This window comes from Streptomyces pseudovenezuelae, assembly GCF_029892565.1.
Classification (GTDB): Bacteria; Actinomycetota; Actinomycetes; order Streptomycetales; family Streptomycetaceae; genus Streptomyces; species Streptomyces pseudovenezuelae_A.
Map to the genome: position 1 here is coordinate 95,845 of NZ_JARXVH010000021.1, position 16,364 is coordinate 112,208.

Consider the following 16,364-nt stretch of genomic DNA (forward strand, 5'->3'; position numbering starts at 1 on the left):
CCGCCACGTGAAGTTCACCGACGGTTACTGGCTGCTGCGCGAGGGCGTCACCGCGGCCCACCCGGCCGAGGTGCTCGATGTCAGCGCGGTGGACGGCGAGTTGGAGATCCACGCGCCGACGCAGCCCGTCCGCCACCGTGGCGACCTGCTGAAGGGACCGGTCGTGACGATCAGCGCCCACGCCCCGCTGCCCGACGTCATCGGCGTCACCTTCACCCACTTCGAGGGCGAGCAACCGCGCGGCCCCGAATTCGACCTGCACCGCACGGAGTTCAGCCCCCAGGTCTCCTACGACGACGAGCACGCGACCCTGACCGCCGGCGCGCTGTCGGTCCGGGTGGCCCGCACCGGCCCCTGGCGCGTCGACTTCCTCGCCCACGGCCGCGTCCTCACCTCCAGCGGCCCCAAGGGCATGGGCATCATGCGGGACGCGACCGGCGCCCACTACCTGCTGGAGCAACTCGGCCTCGGCGTCGGCACCTCCGTCTACGGCCTCGGTGAGCGCTTCGGCCCGCTGGTCAAGAACGGCCAGGTCGTGGACATCTGGAACGCCGACGGCGGCACGGCCACCGAACAGGCCTACAAGAACGTGCCGTTCTATCTGACCGACGCGGGCTACGGCGTCTTCGTCGACCACCCGGGCAAGGTGTCCTTCGAGGTGGGCTCGGAGGCGGTGTCCAGGGTCCAGTTCAGCGCGGAGACACAGGAGTTGACGTACTACGTCATCCACGGCCCGAGCCCGAAGGACATCCTGCGCAAGTACACCGAGCTCACCGGCCGCCCCGCGCTCCCGCCCGCCTGGTCGTTCGGCCTGTGGCTGTCGACCTCCTTCACCACCTCCTACGACGAGCGGACGGTGACCTCGTTCATCGAGGGCATGCGGGAGCGCGAACTGCCCCTGTCCGTCTTCCACTTCGACTGCTTCTGGATGCGCGAGTACAACTGGTGCGACTTCGAGTGGGACCCGCGGGTCTTCCCCGACCCGGAGGGCATGCTGGCCCGGCTGAAGGAGCGCGGCCTGCACGTCAGCGTCTGGATCAACCCGTACATCGCCCAGCGCTCACCGATGTTCGCGGAGGGCAAGGCGCTCGGGCATCTGCTGCGCAGGCCCGACGGCAGCGTCTGGCAGTGGGACCTGTGGCAACCCGGCATGGCCCTGGTCGACTTCACCAGCCCGGCCGCCCGCGACTGGTACGCCGGCAAGCTGGAGGCGCTGCTCGCGCAGGGCGTCGACTGCTTCAAGACCGACTTCGGCGAGCGCGTCCCGGTCGACGTGGCCTGGTCCGACGGCTCCGACCCGGAGCGGATGCACAACTACTACGCGTACCTCTACAACCGCACGGTCTTCGACGTGCTGCGCAAACACCGCGGCGAGGGCGAGGCCGTCGTCTTCGCCCGCTCGGCGACCGCCGGCAGCCAGCGGTTCCCGGTGCACTGGGGCGGCGACTGCGAGGCGACGTACGAGTCGATGGCGGAGTCGCTGCGCGGCGGACTCTCCCTTGGCCTGTCCGGCTTCGGGTACTGGAGCCACGACATCGGCGGCTTCGAAGGCACCCCCACCCCGGCCCTGTTCAAGCGCTGGCTCGCCTTCGGCATGCTCTCCTCGCACAGCCGCCTGCACGGCAGCTCCTCCTACCGCGTGCCGTGGCTCTTCGACGACGAATCCGTCGACGTGCTACGCCTGTTCACCCGCCTCAAGCTCCAGCTCATGCCCTACCTCTACGAGTCCGCCCGCACCGCCCACACCGAGGGCACGCCGGTCATGCGGGCGATGGTCCTGGAGTTCCCGGACGACCCCGGGTGCGCGCACCTGGAACGGCAGTACATGCTCGGCCCCGACCTGCTGGTCGCACCGGTCTTCAGCGACGAGGGAGACGTCTCCTACTACGTGCCGGAGGGCGACTGGACCCATTTCCTGACCGGCCGTACCGTCACCGGCCCGCGCTGGGTGCGCGAGCAACACGGCTTCCTGAGCGTTCCGTTGCTGGTCAGGCCGGGGGCGGTGATCCCGGTGGGCGCGGTGGCGGACCGGCCCGACTACGACTTCGCCGACGGGGTGACGGTCCGGGCGTACGGCCTCGCGCGCGGCGCCCAAGTGACCGTACCCGTCGGCGACTTGACCTTCACCGTCGTCCGCGAGGGCGACACCCTGCGCGCCTCGTGCAGCGACCCGTCGGCGCCGTGGAACCTGGCCGTCGGGGAACGGACGGCGAGCGCGCCGGCCGGCACCGGCTTCCTCTCCCTGGAGCTGGGCCGATGGTGAAGATCACCGATGTGGCCCGGCACGCCGGCGTCTCCCCCAGCACCGTCTCCTACGCCCTCAGCGGCAAACGGCCCATCTCCGAGGAGACCCGGCAACGCGTCGAGGCCTCCATCCGCGAACTCGGCTACCGCCCGCACGCCGGCGCCCGGGCCCTGGCCAGCAGCCGCTCGAACGTCCTCGCCCTGGTCGTCCCCCTCCGCACCGGCATCCACGTCCCGGTCGTCATGCAGTTCGCGGTCTCGGTGGTGACGACGGCCCGCCGCTACGACCACGACGTGCTGCTGCTCACCCAGGAGGAGGGCGAGGACGGACTGCGCCGGGTCGCCGACACGGCACTCGTGGACGCCCTGATCGTCATGGACGTCCAACTCCACGACCCCCGGCTGCCGTTGCTGCGCTCCCTGGACCGCCCGTCCGTACTGATCGGCTTCCCCGCCGAACCCGCCGGGCTGACCTGCATCGACCTCGACTTCATGGCGGCCGGCGAGGTGTGCGTGGAACGGCTCGCGGGACTCGGCCACCGGGTGGTGGCGCTGGTCGGCTCGCCGCCCGAGGTGTACGTACGCCAGACCGCGTTCGCCCAGCGGGTGGTGCAGGGCTTCACGGCCGCCGCCGACCGGAACGGCCTGGCCTCCTCCGTCCACCCCTGCGAGGCCTCCCCCGCCGCCGCCCGCCGGATCGCGGAGCAACTGCTGCGCGAACACCCCGCGTTGACGGGCGTCGTCGTCCACAACGAGCCGATCCTGGAGCCGTTGATCGACGCCTTCGAGCAACTCGGCCTGCGCGTCCCCGGCGACCTCTCCGTCACCGCCATCTGCCCCGACGAACTCGCCGAGTCCCTCCGCGTCCCCGTCACCTCCGTCGCCCTGCCGTCCGCCGAGGTGGGCGAGCGGGCGGTGGGACTGCTGATGAAGAAGCTGGGCGGGACGGCCGTACCGGAGGCGACCCTGCTGCCACCGCGGCTGACGGAGCGCGGAAGCACGGCGCCACGGGATGCCTGATTTCCGACAAGTCCCCTGTGCAAGGCCCTACTTGAAGGAGCCGTGACATGAAAGGCAAGAGAAGAGGACACAGAACCACGCTCGTCGTGGCGTTCGCGCTGATCGCCGGTCTGGGAGCGACCGTTCCGGCGACGGCCGAGACGCCGTACCCCTTCCGCGACCCGAGCCTCTCCGTCCACCAGCGTGTCGACGACCTCGTGGGCCGCCTGACTCTCCCAGAGAAGGTCTCCCTCCTCCACCAGTACGAGCCCGCGATCCCCCGCCTCGGCATCCAGCCCTTCCGCACCGGCACCGAGGCCCTGCACGGTGTCGCCTGGCTCGGCAAGGCCACCGTCTTCCCGCAGGCGATCGGGCTCGCCTCCACCTGGGACCCGGCGCTGATGGAGCAGGTCGGCTCGGCGGTCGGCGACGAGGCGCGCGGCTTCCAGCAGGAACGCCCCGACGGCTGGGGCCTCAACCTCTGGGCACCGGTGGTGAATCTGCTGCGCGACCCGCGCTGGGGCCGCAACGAGGAGGGCTACAGCGAGGACCCGGAACTGACCGGCGCGCTGTCGACCGCGTACGGCGAGGGCCTGACCGGCGGCGACCCGGACCACCTCAAGACCGCCCCGACCCTCAAGCACTACCTCGCCAACAACAACGAGTACCAGCGCACCACCACCTCCTCCGACCTGCGGCCACGCGTCGCGAAGGAGTACGACGAGGCGGCCTTCGAACCGGCGATCGCGGCGGACGCGGCGACGGGCGTGATGTCCTCGTACAACCTGGTCAACGGCCGCCCCAACACCGTCAATCCGGACCTGAACGACCTCGTACGCTCCTGGACCTCCCGCGACCTCCTGAACGTCACCGACGCCTTCGCCCCCGGCAACCTCCCCGGCGACCAGCGCTACTACCCCACCCTCGCGGAGGGCGACGCGGCAGCCCTGAAGGCCGGCATCGACAGCTTCACGGACAACAGCGCGGATGCCGGACCGACGGTGGCCGCCGTCAACGCGGCCTTGCAGCAAGGCCTGTTGAAGGAGAAGGACATCGACACCGCGGTGTCCCATATCCTCTCCATCCGTGTCCGGCTGGGCGAGTTCGACCCGGGCGGCGGCAAGTACGGCTCGATCGACCGCTCGGTGATCGACAGCCCGGCCCACCGGAAACTGGCGCGCAAGGCGGCGGCCGAGGGCACCGTCCTGCTGAAGAACTCCGGCCAACTGCCCCTGAGGAAGGCGGACAAGGACGTGGCCGTGGTCGGCCCCCTCGCCGACACCCTCTACACCGACTGGTACTCCGGCACCCTCCCCTACGCCGTCACCCCCGCCGAGGGCATCGCGGCCAAGCTCGGCACGGACGTCACGAGCAGCGAGGGCGTCGACCGCATCGCGCTCAGGAACACGGCGACCGGCAAGTACGTGACGGCGGGGACGGGCGACGCGGGAACTCCCCTGAAGGAGACGGCGGATACCGGAACCCCGACCCAGTTCGACGCCTTCGACTGGGGCTCGGGCATCGTGACCCTGCGCTCCGCCGCCAACGGGAAGTACGTCGGGTACAACTGGTCGACCTTCGTCAACGACCAGGCACAGCCCAATGGTTGGTACGTCCAGCAGCAGTTCAAGCTGGAGCAGCAGGACGACGGCACGTACCTGCTCCGCTACGCCGGTTACGAGACCGAGGAGCCCTGGTGGGCCGGCCCGGTCTACCTCGGCCCGGTCGATGCCGACGGCACCTTGGGCCTGGTCGCCAAGGACCAGGCCGCGCACTACACCAAGGACGTCGTCCGCAGCGGCACGGCCGAGGCGGTGGCGGCCGTCAAGGGCAAGGACACGGCGGTGGTCGTGATCGGCTCCAACCCGTCGATCAACGGCCGCGAGGCCCACGACCGCACGGACATGGGCCTCGCCCCTTCCCAGGAGTCCCTGGTCAAAGCGGTGAAGGCAGCCAACCCGCACACCGTGGTGATCGTCGAGAACAGCTACCCGACCACCCTCGGCGCCCTCCAGCAGGAGACCCCGGCCCTCCTGTGGACGTCCCACGCCGGCCAGGAGACGGGCAACGCGCTCGCCGACGTCCTCTACGGCGACGTCAACCCGTCGGGGCGCCTCACCCAGACCTGGTACCGCTCCACCGCCGACCTCCCGTCGATCCTCGACTACGACATCATCAAGTCCGACCGCACGTACCAGTACTTCAAGGGCCGGCCCCTCTACCCCTTCGGCTACGGCCTTTCGTACACGACCTTCCGCTACGGCGACCTGAAGCGCGTGAACGGCGGCTACGAGGTGCGGGTCACCAACACCGGCACCCGGCCCGGCGACGAGGTCGTCCAGCTCTACACCCACCAGCGCACGTCCCGCGACAAACAGCCCCTGAAGCAACTGAAGGCGTTCCAGCGGGTGTCGTTGAAGCCGGGCGAGACGAGAACGGTCCGCCTGAAGCTGACGCCGAAGGACCTCGCCCACTGGGACGTCACCCGCTCGAAGTGGGTCGTGGAGAGCGGCATGTACGACGTCCTGGCCGGCTCCTCCTCCACCGACGTCCGCGCCCGCGCCACCTGGCAGGTGCACGGGGAGACCATCCCGCCCCGCGACCTGTCGAAGCCGACCCGCGCCGAGAACTTCGACGACTACTCCGGGACCCGCCTGGCCGACGAGTCGAAGGAGCGGGGTACGGCGGTGTCGGCGTCGTCGGCCGGGGCGTGGCTGAAGTTCGCGGACGCGCGCCTGAAGGCGGGCGGGTTCAGCGCACGCGTCGCCGGAACGGCCGCCGGCACGATCGAGATACGCCTGGGCTCGCCGACCGGCACCCTCGCGGGCACGGCACACTTCTCGGGCACGTCATCGGCGTACGACTACACGACGGTGACCGGCGAGCTGTCGGGCGGGGCGAAGGGTCGTACGGACGTGTATCTGGTCCTGAGCGAAGGCATGCGCATATCGACCTTCTCGCTCCGGTAAAAGGAAAAAGCCCCGCTGCCGAAGCAGCGGGGCTTTACCACTGTATTCAATTAGAAACATGGGATGAGTGGAGATGGCGGGAATCGAACCCGCGTCCACCGGTGCAGAATCAGGGCTTCTCCGTGTGCAGTTCGCTGTGATTTTCTCGGCCCCGGTGATCACGCGAACAAGTCGCCGACGGGCCCAGTCACTGTTTGATTTCCCATCGAACCCCGTGACCGGGCTCGATGGTTTAGTTCCCTAGATTATGCCAGGGTCCGGGTCGGGAACACTCCCGGGCTGACACCCTTTTAGGGTCCTTCAGTCGCTGTTATTAGGCAGCGAGGGCGAAGGACTGGGAATCGCTCTTGGAATTGGCGATTATTGGTTGCGACATATGGTTTACGAGATCATTGCCGCTTCCTCGACACGCTTCACCTGCTTCGACAGCCGCTGTCGAAACCGATCATCCCCATGTTGTTTTTTCAAGCCCCCCGTGAAGAGGGCGCCACACCCGCTGTGGGGTGCAGTTGCCATCATACGTGAACAACGCACGCCGATGCCACCGTATTCCGGGCGGACACCCGGGGGCCGCCCGGCGGCTACTCGCCGCGCTGCTTGCGCTTCGCCGACGCGATCGCCCGGTCCGACTCCCGCCGGTCCTGCTTCTCGCGCAGGGTCTGGCGCTTGTCGTACTCCTTCTTGCCGCGCGCGAGCGCGATCTCGGCCTTCGCGCGGCCGTCCTTGAAGTACAGGGCGAGGGGCACGATCGTGTGGCCCGTCTCCTCCGACTTGGACGCCAGCTTGTCGATCTCCTCGCGGTGCAGGAGCAGCTTGCGCTTGCGGCGGACCGTGTGGTTGGTCCAGGTGCCCTGGCTGTACTCCGGGATGTGGGCGTTGTGCAGCCACGCCTCGTTCCCGTCGATCTGGACGAAGCCGTCGGTCAGGGAGGCGCGCCCCTGGCGCAGCGACTTCACCTCGGTGCCGGTGAGCACGAGCCCGGCCTCGTAGGTGTCGATGATCGCGTAGTCGTGCCGTGCCTTCTTGTTCTGCGCGACGATCTTGCGCTTGCCGTCCTTGGCCTTCGCGGCCCCTCCGCCCTGCTTGGGCTGGGACTCCTTGGGTACGTACATTCCCTTGCTCATAGTGCCGTCCATTTTCGCACTACGGAGGGGTCCGAGGGAAAGTCGATTACGAAGCGTCCCCGAGCCCGCCCAGTACGGTCTCGGCCCGCTCGACGGCGGCCTGTCCCTGGGAGGTGACGTCCAGGTCGGGAGTGATGCCCCGGCCGTCGACGCTGTGGCCGGAGGGGGTGCGGTAGTGACCGACGGTCAGCTCCGCGACCCCGCCGCCGGGCAGCTTGCTCGGCATCTGGACCGAGCCCTTGCCGAAGGTGCGGCTGCCCACGACCACCGCACGGCCGCGGTCCTGGAGCGCTCCGGTGAGCAGTTCGGCCGCGCTCATCGTGCCGCCGTCGACGAGCGCGACCAGGGGTCTGGTGGTGTCGCCGCCGGGATCGGCGTGCAGGGCGCGCTGCTCGCCGTCCACGTCGTACGTGGCGACGAGGCCGCCGTCGAGGAAGGCGGAGGCGGCGGTGACGGCCTCGGTGACCAGGCCGCCGGAGTTGCCGCGCAGGTCGAGGATGACGCCGGCGTCGGCGGAGGCCTGCTGCACGGCGGTGCGGACGACGTCCCCGGAGCCCTTGGTGAAGGCGGCGATCTTGATGACGGTGATCCCGCCGGCCAGCCGCTGGACGGTGACCGAGTCGGTGGACAGCTTGGCCCGGTGCACGGTCTCGCTCCACGCGTGCGTGCCGCGCTCCAGACCGAGCTTCACCGCCGTACCGGCCGCCGCGTCCGTGGTGTCGCCGCGCAGTAAGGAGACGACCTCGGTGACCGGGCGCCCGTCGACGTACGCGCCGTCGACGCTGCGCAGCCGGTCGCCCTTGTGGATCCCGGCGGCGGCCGCGGGCGACCCGGACTGCACCTTGGTCACCTCGATCCGCCCGTCCCGCTCCCGGCGGGCCCACAGCCCGACGCCGGTGTACTGCCCGTCGAGGGCCTCCTCGAACTCCTCGTACTCCCCCTCGGAGTACACGGCCCCCCACCGGTCCCCACTCCGACTGACCGCCCGCTCGGCGGCCTCCATGGGTGACTTCCCGTCAGCCATGGCATCGGCGGCGGCCTTGGCCACGTCCTCATGATGACTGGCGGGAACCGTCGAACGGTCTTGCCCGGCAGCGGACTTCCGCTCACCCTCGGGCAGGGAACCCGTCGCCGCCCCGGCCACCAGCACACTCGCGAAAACCAATGTCAGAGCGGCCCCGCGGCGCCTGCGGCGGGGCTGACAGAACAGGTCTCGACCTGACATGCCGGTGAGTCTAGGACAAGCCGAAGGGCCGTACGGGCGGTTGACCGTACGGCCCTCTTGTCGTGCGTCACACCTTGAGGTACTTGCGCAGCGCGAAGAACGCAGCCAGCGCCGGCATCAGCAGGCTCGTGGCGAGGATGAGCGGGAGCTTCGTCAGTACGGCGTCCCAGCCGATGAAGTTGATGAGGTTCAGCTTCTCGGACAGGGCCAGGCCGTGGTCAATGATGAAGTACCGGGCGACCACCAGGAATCCGCACGCGACCGAGCCGCCGATCAGTCCGGCGACGGCGGCCTCCATGATGAACGGCGCCTGGATGTAGAAGCCCGAGGCGCCGACCAGGCGCATGATGCCGGTTTCGCGCCGACGGCTGAACGCGGAGACGCGCACCGTGTTGACGATGAGCATCAGGGCGACGACGAGCATCAGGGCCATCACCGCGCGGGCGGCCCAGTTCATGCCGTTGAGGAGCCCGAAGAGGTTGTCCAGGATGCCCTTCTGGTCCTGCACGGACTGCACACCGTCACGGCCGTCGAAGGCGGTCGCGATGACCTGGTACTTCTCCGGGTCCTTCAGCTTGATGCGGTACGACTCCTGCATCTGGTCCGGCGTCAGGGAGCTGGCCAGCGGCGAGTCGCCGAACTGCTGCTTGTAGTGCTTGTACGCCTCGTCCTGCGACTCGTACGTCACCTGCTGGACGACCGTGGTCATCTTGTCCAGGTCGGAGAGGATGTCCTTCTTCTGGTCGTCGGTCACCGCGCCCTTGGCGCAGTTGGGGTCCGACTCGGCGTCGCTCTTGTTGCAGAGGAACACCGAGACGTTGACCTTGTCGTACCAGTAGCCCTTCATCGTGCTGACCTGATCACTCATCAGCAGCGACCCGCCGAACAGGGCGAGCGACAGGGCGACGGAGACGATGACGGCGAACGTCATGGTCAGGTTGCGGCGGAGACCGACACCGATCTCGGAGAGTACGAACTGGGCGCGCATGGCGTCTTCTTCAGGCCTTTCCGTGGACGGTCGCGGTCAGTGCTGGTAGCCGTAGACGCCGCGTGCCTGGTCTCGGACGAGGCGGCCCTGCTCCAGCTCGATGACGCGCTTGCGCATCTGGTCCACGATGTTCTGGTCGTGCGTGGCCATGAGCACGGTCGTTCCCGTCCGGTTGATCCGGTCGAGCAGCTTCATGATGCCGACCGAGGTCTGCGGGTCGAGGTTTCCGGTCGGCTCGTCGGCGATCAGCAGCTTGGGCCGGTTGACGAACGCGCGCGCGATGGCCACGCGCTGCTGCTCACCACCGGACAGCTCGCCGGGCATCCGGTCCTCCTTGCCGCCGAGCCCGACGAGGTCGAGCACCTGCGGCACGGACTTGCGGATCTCGCCCTTGGACTTGCCGATGACCTCCTGCGCGAAGGCGACGTTCTCCGCCACCGTCTTGTTCGGCAGCAGCCGGAAGTCCTGGAACACCGTCCCCAGCTGGCGCCGCATCTGCGGCACCTTCCAGTTGGACAGGCGCGCGAGGTCCTTGCCCAGAACGTGCACCTGACCGTGGCTGGTCCGCTCCTCACGGAGCACCAGCCGCAGGAAGGTGGACTTTCCGGAGCCCGAGGACCCCACAAGAAACACGAACTCGCCCTTCTCCACTTCCAGGGACACATCCCTGAGTGCGGGGCGGGTCTGCTTGGGGTAGACCTTGGAGACGTTGTCGAATCGGATCACGGGTGCACCACGGGTCGCCGGGGGTAGATGAGCGTGACCATACGCGAGTCGGGTGTGCGAGCGCAGGCGCGGGAGTGGGTTGCGTATCGGATGTGCCCATATGTGCACGCCGGTACGGGCGCGGGGCCGTGATGCGACCCCCGCGCGCCCTTCGGAGGAACCTGGCAGAGTAGTGAGTGGGGGAACGTTCGCGGACCGGCGGGCGTTCTCCACTAGGAACCATTGGGCAAGGAGGGCGCGCATGACGTACGACCGGCTGGTGTGCGCGAACTGCGCGTCGCCCGTGAGTGAGGGCCGGTGCCACGTGTGCCGAGCCAACCGCGAGCGGCTGCAGCAGGAGAACTTCTTCGCGGGACTGAACCCCATGGCGCTGATCGCACTGCTCGCGGTGCTGATCGCGGCGCTCGCGCTGGTGGCGCACCAGACCGCGTAGCGCGGGACCTCAGACACCCCGAGGGGCCCGGAGCGAGTGTGTCGCTCCGGGCCCCTCGTCGTACGTCGGTGCACACGCTGTGTGTGCGTGCGACTACCGTCAGGCAGCAGCGCCGCCCCGGCCGCTCGCGAGGCGCGGCAGGAAACGGAAGCCGATGCCGCCGGCGATCATCGTCGCGGCGCCGATCAGCAGGAACGCGGTCTGGCCGGCACCGGTCTCGGCGAGCTCGTCGCCGCCACCCTGGGCCGTGGTGTCCGAGCCCGTGTCGGTGAGGGCCGAGGAGCCCTCCTCCTGCGCGGAGGCGTCGGAGCCGCCGTCGGGGTCGGTGTTGTTGTTGCCGGTCCCGGTGCCGCTGCTCTCGGTGGGCGTGGCGGTCGGGTCGTCCGTCGGGTCCTCGGTGGGCTCCGTCGGGTCCCCGGTGGGCTCGGTCGGGTCGTCCGTGGTCGGCGGGTCCGTCGGCACCTCGGTGGTCGGCGGGTCCGTGGGCTCTTCCGGGGTGGTCGGCGGGTCCGTGGGCAGCTCGGTCGCCGGCGGAGTGGTCTCGTCGTCGAGGCCGGTGTTGACGTTCACAGCGACGCCGCTGTCGTCCACACTCGCGGTGATGTCCAGCGCCGAGGCGGCACCGGCGGCGGTCAGCGAGGCACCGGCGGCGATCACCGCGCCCGCGGCTATCCGTGCGACACGGATCCGCGTCTTCTTCGTCATATGCTTGCTACCCCCAGTAGCTGATCGTCGGTGAGGCGGCGCCCGGGGCGGTGATCGACAGGGACGGCTCGTTGAGAGCCCCCCGGTTCACATGCGCCCCAGAGATACGCATGCCACCCTTCACCCTTCCCATTTTTCAGAGCAACGTCAAGGCCGTTGCGTGCGCAATGTCCAACTAAGGGCTCTATGCGATGGGTTGGAGCCTGTGAGTGTGATGTAAAACCCAGACATAAAGCAACTGCCGCCCATCGGGCGGCAGTTGCCTGGGATTACCAAGTCGACAAAATTACTTCTCTTGCTGCTTGCGCCAGCGAATTCCGGCCTCCAGGAACCCGTCGATCTCACCGTTGAAAACGGCCTCCGGGTTGCCGACCTCGAAGTCGGTGCGCAGGTCCTTGACCATCTGGTACGGGTGCAGCACGTACGACCGCATCTGGTTGCCCCACGAGTTGCCGCCGTCGCCCTTGAGGGCGTCCATCTTGGCCTGCTCCTCCTGGCGGCGCCGGGCGAGGAGCTTGGCCTGCAGCACGTTCATCGCGGACGCCTTGTTCTGGATCTGCGAGCGCTCGTTCTGGCAGGAGACGACGATGCCGGTGGGGAGGTGGGTCAGGCGGACCGCGGAGTCGGTGGTGTTGACGCCCTGGCCGCCGGGGCCGGAGGACCGGTAGACGTCCACGCGCAGCTCGGACTCGTCGATCTCGATGTGGTCGGTCTGCTCGACGACCGGCAGGATCTCGACACCGGCGAAGGAGGTCTGGCGGCGGCCCTGGTTGTCGAAGGGCGAGATGCGCACCAGGCGGTGGGTGCCCTGCTCGACGGAGAGCGTGCCGTAGGCGTACGGCACCTGGACCGCGAAGGTGGTCGACTTGATGCCGGCCTCTTCCGCGTACGAGGTCTCGTAGATCTCGGTCTTGTAGCCCTTCTGCTCGGCCCACCGCAGGTACATCCGCTGGAGCTTCTCGGCGAAGTCGGCGGCATCGACGCCGCCTGCCTCGGCGCGGATGTTGACCAGGGCCTCGCGGGAGTCGTACTCACCGCTGAGCAGCGTCCGGACCTCCATCTCGTCCAGTGCCTTCTTGACGGACGTGAGCTCGGACTCGGCCTCGGCGCGGGTGTCCGGGTCGTCCTCCTCCTCGGCCATCTCGAAGAGCACGGAGAGATCGTCGATCCGACCGCGCAGTGCCTCGGCCTTCCTGACCTCGGCCTGCAGGTGGCTCAGCTTGCTGGTGATCTTCTGCGCCTCGTCCGGGTTGTCCCACAGGGACGGCGCGGCCGCCTGCTCCTCGAGCACGGCGATGTCTGCCCTCAGCTTGTCGAGGTCCAGAACGGCCTCGATCGACTCCATGGTCGAGGAGAGGGACTTGAGCTCTTCGGATACATCGACGACTGCCACGTCACCAGCCTAACGGCTGTGGCAACCGGGGTCTGTCGTGAGGCGTCCCTGAGCTGTGACCGGGGCTTTCGTGGCCGTCTGCCGGGGGCTGCCGCCCCCAGACCCCCGCTTCGGCCTGGACGGCCTCGCCCTCAGACGCCGGACGGGCTGAAAGATGCGGACCCCGGCGTCATGGCGTCGCCGGTGCCGACGTCCTCGTGTCCTGCGGGGTCGCCCCGGCGTCGTCTCCCGATGTCGCCCACCACGCGCCCGCACCCACCGCCGCGACCAGGACCACCGTGCCCGCGCTCAACGCGATCCGGCGGCGGCGGGCGATGGCCTTGTGGCGGGCGGAGCCGGGGCGGCGGGCGCCCGCGGGGCGGGGGACTCGGGCCGTGCCGCGGGCGCCGCCGGCGAGTTCGTCGGGGGCCGGGACGCGCATCGAGGTGTGGGTGTCGCGGTTGGAGTCGGCCGGTTTGGCGCCGGGGACCAGGGGGACCGCACCGCGGCGGCGGACCGGCTCGCCCGAGGGCGGGGGCTGTTCGCCGGTGGGCGTCTCCGGTTCCTCGTCGAGCTCCGGGTCGGGCTCGTCGACGTCCAGTGGGGGCATTCCGGCGAGCATGGGCAGCAACTCGCGCAGGCGCGCGGCCAGTTCCGAGGCGCGCAGCCGGGAGGCGGGGGCCTTGGCGAGGCACTGGACGAGGAGTTGCCAGAGTTCGTCGGGGATGCCGGGGAGCGGGGCGACCGTCTCCGTGACATGGCGGCGCAGCACCGCGCCGGGGTGGCCGCCGCCGAAGGGGGTGAAGCCCGCCAGGAGTTCGTAGAGGACGGTCGCCAGGGCGTAGATGTCGACCGCCGCGCGCGGCGGGAGGCCCTCGACGATCTCGGGAGCCAGGTAGTCCGGCGTGCCGATGATCTTCGTGGCGCGGGTGCGGCGCGGTGAGTCGATGAGTTTCGCCACTCCGAAGTCGGTCAGGAGGGCGGGGTGCGCGCCGCCGGGGCCCAGCGGGCCCTGCATGTCGAGCAGGATGTTCTCCGGCTTGACGTCCCGGTGCACGATCCCGGCCGCGTGCGCGGCGGCGAGGCCGTCGGCGACGTCGGCGACGATCGCGACCGCCGCCTCGGGTGCCAGTCGCCGGTCGCGGTCCAGGCGGGTGCGCAGGTCGGTGCCGCGGACCAGGTTCATGACCAGCGCGAGGTCGTTGCCGTCGACCACGAGGTCGCGGACGGAGACGACGTTCGGGTGGTCGAGGCCGAGCAGTGCCGTGCGCTCCTGCACGAAGCGTCCGACGAGTTCCTGGTCGGACGCGAGGTCCTCGCGCAGCAGCTTCACGGCGACGGGTCCCTCGGGTCCCTCGCCCAGCCACACCGTGCCGGCGCTGCCCCGCCCCAGGATCTGGTTCGCGGTGTACCGGCTGCCGATCTTCCGTGCCAAGACTGCTCCTACCGACGCGTGTTGTCGCTAAAACTACGCGTCCGAGGGGTCAACCTTCACTGCGGAGGCGGAAATCACCCGCCAGATGTCGACAAGTCACCAACCCTGTCGTCGGTTCGTCCAGTTCGACTGATTCGCTCGCCTGGTTCGGCCGGTTCGCGCGCCCGTTGGAGGAGGTGCCGCCGGTTCGACTAGTTCGAGGAGGTTCCGCCGAGGTCCCCGATCCAGCCCGTCACCGTGTCGAACCAGTCGCTGAGCTGCGCCCAGTAGCCCTTGCCGGTGCCGATCCAGTCCTGCAGCGGGCTCAGTTCCCAGATCAGCCAGCTGGCGACGAAGAGGATGACGATCGTGAACAGGCATCCCTTGAGGCAGCCGAGACCCGGGATCTTCATCGGGTTGGCGCCGCGCTGCCGCGGCTCCCTGGGCTCACGCTGGGGCTGCTGCGGCGGCGGGGCGTAGCGCTGGGGCTGCGGCTCCTGGGGGCGCCGGCCCTGCTGGTGCTGCGGCGGGCCGTACTGCTGCGGCTGTTGCTGCTGCGGATAGCCGTAGCCGGGTCCGGGCTGCTGTCGCTGCGGCGGGCGCTGCTGCTGGGGGCGTTGCTGCTGCGGCTGCTGCTGGCCCCGGGAGACCTGCCGCTGGGGGCGGCGGCGCAGCGGGTCCTCGTTGGGGTCGAGGTACTGGACCTGGGTCTGCTCGTTGCGGTCGCGGGCCGCGCGCAGCTGGTTCTGCCAGGGGTGCGGCTGCTCGGGCTGCTGGCCGGGCTGCCCGGGCGGCACCGGCGGCAGGACCGCGGTCGGGTCGGCCGCGCCCGTGTTCGGCAGTACGGCGGTGGGGTCGGCGGCGCCGGCCGGGCCGGGTGCGCCGGTGTGCGGCAGGTAGCTGGTCGCCGCGTTCGGGTCGTACGCGCCCTGGCCGTGCTGCAGTACCTGGGTCGGGTCGGCCGAACCGGGGACCGCGGCGGGCATGGCTTCGGGGATCAGCAGCGCCCCGACGGAATCGGCGGCGGCGATCTGCGCGGCGTTCGCGTGCACGCCGACGCCCTCGGCGACGACACGGAGGCCTCGCGCGAGGTTCTCGGCGCTGGGCCGCTCCTCCGGGTTCTTGCGCAGGCAGCGCTCGATGACCGTCCACAGCGGGTCGGGGACCGTGGAGGGACGGCGCGGCTCGGCGCTCAGGTGCTGGTGCAGCACTTCGAGGGCGGAGCCGCCGGAGAACGGCGGGCGGCCGGTGACGAGTTCGTAGATCAGGATGCCGGCGCCGTAGATGTCGACCGCGGAGGTCTGCGGGCGGCCCTCGGCGGACTCCGGCGCGATGTACGCGGGCGTGCCGACGAATTCGTGGGTGCGGGTGAGGCCCGGGGAGTCGGCGAGGCGCGCGATGCCGAAGTCGGTGAGCATCGGGTGCATCTGGCCGCCCTGATACGCGAGCAGGACGTTGGCCGGCTTCAGGTCGCGGTGGACTACGCCGTCGGCGTGACTGGCGGCGAGCGCGTCCGCGATCTGGGCGGTGAGCAGGGAGGCGCCGACCGGCGAGAACGGGCCGTTCTCCCGCAGGTAGCGGTGCAGGTCGGGGCCGTCGACGAGGTCCATGACCAGGGCCAGCAGATCGCCCTCGACGACCAGGTCGCGCACTCGGACGATGTTCGGGTGGGTCAGGCGCAGCAGGACGGAGCGCTCCCGCAGGAACCGCATCACGATGTCCGCGTCGCTGGCGAGCTCCTCCTTGAGGACCTTGATCGCGACGGTCTCGCCGGGCTGACCGGCCACGGCCGCCTCGGCGCCCGCGGTCTCTCGCTGGCGGGCTCGCCAGACGGTCCCCGTGGCGCCGCGTCCGAGCGGCTCCTCGAGGATGTACTTGCTGCCTACCGGCCGCACGTCATGCGCTCCCTGTCGATTGCCTACGTTCCGACCCACTGTAGTGCCGACACCCTCGGCACCGACTTCTCAACTTTCCGTGCGTCTTACGTACCGCTTGTCGTACATGTTCGAAGGAAAGACGCTCGACTCGGTCCCTCCGGTTGCCCGATCCGCGCGTGACCGATCTCAAGCGGTCGTCAGTGAAGTACTGATCAGGCACTTTTGAGGGCAGAGCCGACCAATCAAGATCACTTCTGGCTGGACCGTGGGCGTGTTGTCAGTGGCAGG

12 protein-coding genes and 1 other RNA gene are annotated in these 16,364 nt (G+C 69.6%); 4 read left to right on the forward strand and 9 right to left on the reverse strand.

Annotated features, from left to right (window positions below; translation table 11 throughout):
• Positions 1–7: 7 nt before the first annotated feature.
• Genes yicI through M2283_RS42765 form a run of 3 tightly spaced genes read left to right on the forward strand, consistent with a single transcriptional unit; the run spans position 8 to position 6,212 of the window.
• Complete coding sequence (yicI, locus tag M2283_RS42755) at positions 8–2,263, forward strand: alpha-xylosidase (RefSeq protein ID WP_280881984.1); 2,256 nt, start codon at positions 8–10, stop codon at positions 2,261–2,263.
• The gene (locus M2283_RS42760) at positions 2,257–3,264 is read left to right on the forward strand and encodes a LacI family DNA-binding transcriptional regulator (RefSeq protein WP_280881985.1); all 1,008 of its coding nucleotides are present in this window, start codon (positions 2,257–2,259) and stop codon (positions 3,262–3,264) included. Before yicI ends, M2283_RS42760 begins: the two co-directional genes overlap by 7 nt.
• Before the next feature lie 47 nt (positions 3,265–3,311).
• Positions 3,312–6,212 (forward strand): glycoside hydrolase family 3 protein, encoded by a 2,901-nt coding sequence (locus M2283_RS42765; RefSeq protein WP_280881986.1) that lies wholly within the window; start codon positions 3,312–3,314, stop codon positions 6,210–6,212.
• A 65-nt stretch (positions 6,213–6,277) separates the two neighbouring features.
• Here the strand turns inward: M2283_RS42765 and ssrA are convergent.
• From ssrA to ftsE, 5 genes are all read right to left on the reverse strand, one after another.
• Positions 6,278–6,665: a transfer-messenger RNA gene (gene ssrA / locus M2283_RS42770) on the reverse strand.
• A 128-nt stretch (positions 6,666–6,793) separates the two neighbouring features.
• Positions 6,794–7,336 carry an SsrA-binding protein SmpB gene (smpB, locus tag M2283_RS42775; protein ID WP_168528389.1) on the reverse strand — a complete coding sequence of 181 codons (543 nt, stop codon included), beginning with the start codon at positions 7,334–7,336 and terminating at the stop codon, positions 6,794–6,796.
• 46 nt (positions 7,337–7,382) lie between these two features.
• On the reverse strand, positions 7,383–8,561 hold the full coding sequence (locus M2283_RS42780; RefSeq protein WP_280881987.1) for a S41 family peptidase: 1,179 nt from the start codon (positions 8,559–8,561) through the stop codon (positions 7,383–7,385).
• A gap of 67 nt (positions 8,562–8,628) precedes the next feature.
• Complete coding sequence (ftsX, locus tag M2283_RS42785) at positions 8,629–9,549, reverse strand: permease-like cell division protein FtsX (protein ID WP_280881988.1); 921 nt, start codon at positions 9,547–9,549, stop codon at positions 8,629–8,631.
• A 36-nt stretch (positions 9,550–9,585) separates the two neighbouring features.
• Positions 9,586–10,275 carry a cell division ATP-binding protein FtsE gene (gene ftsE, locus M2283_RS42790; protein WP_020132390.1) on the reverse strand — a complete coding sequence of 230 codons (690 nt, stop codon included), beginning with the start codon at positions 10,273–10,275 and terminating at the stop codon, positions 9,586–9,588.
• A 241-nt stretch (positions 10,276–10,516) separates the two neighbouring features.
• On the opposite strand from ftsE, the gene M2283_RS42795 reads away from it, so the two are divergent.
• Positions 10,517–10,708 (forward strand): hypothetical protein, encoded by a 192-nt coding sequence (locus M2283_RS42795; protein WP_280881989.1) that lies wholly within the window; start codon positions 10,517–10,519, stop codon positions 10,706–10,708.
• Between the two features lie 99 nt (positions 10,709–10,807).
• Here M2283_RS42795 and M2283_RS42800 read toward each other — a convergent pair whose 3' ends face one another.
• The 4 genes from M2283_RS42800 to M2283_RS42815 form a co-directional block, all read right to left on the reverse strand.
• Positions 10,808–11,413, reverse strand: a complete 606-nt coding sequence (locus tag M2283_RS42800; protein WP_280881990.1) for a hypothetical protein — start codon at positions 11,411–11,413, stop codon at positions 10,808–10,810.
• A 286-nt stretch (positions 11,414–11,699) separates the two neighbouring features.
• Positions 11,700–12,806, reverse strand: coding sequence for a peptide chain release factor 2 (gene prfB / locus M2283_RS42805; protein WP_280881991.1), 1,107 nt, complete (start codon positions 12,804–12,806; stop codon positions 11,700–11,702).
• A gap of 169 nt (positions 12,807–12,975) precedes the next feature.
• Positions 12,976–14,220: a serine/threonine-protein kinase gene (locus tag M2283_RS42810; RefSeq protein ID WP_280881992.1), complete on the reverse strand. Its 1,245-nt coding sequence runs from the start codon at positions 14,218–14,220 to the stop codon at positions 12,976–12,978.
• 191 nt (positions 14,221–14,411) lie between these two features.
• Positions 14,412–16,094, reverse strand: a complete 1,683-nt coding sequence (locus M2283_RS42815; protein ID WP_280881993.1) for a serine/threonine-protein kinase — start codon at positions 16,092–16,094, stop codon at positions 14,412–14,414.
• Between the last annotated feature and the right edge of the window lie 270 nt (positions 16,095–16,364).